This window comes from Micromonospora sp. NPDC005161 (assembly GCF_053599855.1).
Genome location: NZ_JBSFYQ010000135.1, coordinates 1 through 1,063 on the forward strand (window position 1 = coordinate 1; position 1,063 = coordinate 1,063).

Sequence of the window (1,063 nt, forward strand, 5' to 3'; positions counted from 1 at the left end):
GGCGGTCAGGCTTGATCCCTGCGCCGGGCACGGCGGGCCCCACCCCCGTCGGTGGTGCACCGCCCGTTCGGACCCGTGCGCGGCTTCGGGCAAGCGCCGTCCGGCGGGTTGGTCGGTTCGTTCCGGTCTCTGTGCGATTCGGCGAGCCCATCCCGGGTGGGCGGTCGGTTCCTGTCCCTTGGGGGTAGGTCGGGCAATCCGCGTCCCGCCGGCCATCGCTATTCGTCCCGATCCCTCTGGCCAGTGCGGTGAGTCCCATCCCGGCGGTCGCTCGTCGTCCGGGCCTTGTTCCGGGTGCGACGGTGCGTCCGCCTCGCCGATCATGAGTCGCAGTGGGTGACATATCCTCAGCCGTCCGGTTTGTGAGGCACCACAACTCCACGATCGACGCGTGAGGCTGCGGGCGCCGCGAGGCTGCGGCGGCGAGCCGGATCCTGTGGGCGTCGTCGTGAGCACTTCCCTGGGCTGGGCCGTATCCCGCTTGTGCTCGCCGCCCCCGTTCGGTTCTGCCTCGGGCGTGGCCCCGCGGGGGTGGTCGCTGTTGTGAGCGATATACCTGTGAGGCATAACTATGCCTCTGAGGTATACCGCTCGTTGACCACCTCGCCCCGGGGTTCGCTTCATCCTCGTTCGCGGTGATCGACTCGATGTCAGCCATGTCAGCGATGTCAACCCTGTCGGTGTTGCCGGCGATTTCGAGGACGTCGGCGATTTTCAGCGATGTCGCGGTGTCCCGGGCGGCCGGATGGCCCGATATCGGTGATACCGAGTCGATCAACCCCTGAGCCAGCCGAGCTGGGCGCGCGAGGATGGGTCTCCCCGCGTCGAATGTCCTGTATCGGGTGACTCTGGCCTGTGAGCGGGTGCACTCGTGGGGTGGAATCGTGGCGGGCCGGGGGTCGTTACACACCCTGACGATCGCAGCACCACCGGTCCGGCACCCCGCCCCGCAGGGTTGGGATGGCGGCCGGGCCCGGGTTGGAATGCCCGCGGGTAGCCGGTCGTTGCAGACCCCGCGACCGCACCAGCACCCCCTCACCCGGGGGCCGCTGGAACGGAGCCC

Annotated in this window: 1 protein-coding gene; it reads left to right on the plus strand. The window is 69.2% G+C overall.

Translation table 11 applies throughout. The features are described from left to right. The first annotated feature begins 635 nt into the window (after window positions 1-635). Window positions 636-785 carry a hypothetical protein gene (locus ACWD5O_RS37205; protein ID WP_450088181.1) on the plus strand — a complete coding sequence of 50 codons (150 nt, stop codon included), beginning with the start codon at window positions 636-638 and terminating at the stop codon, window positions 783-785. Window positions 786-1,063 lie beyond the last annotated feature (278 nt).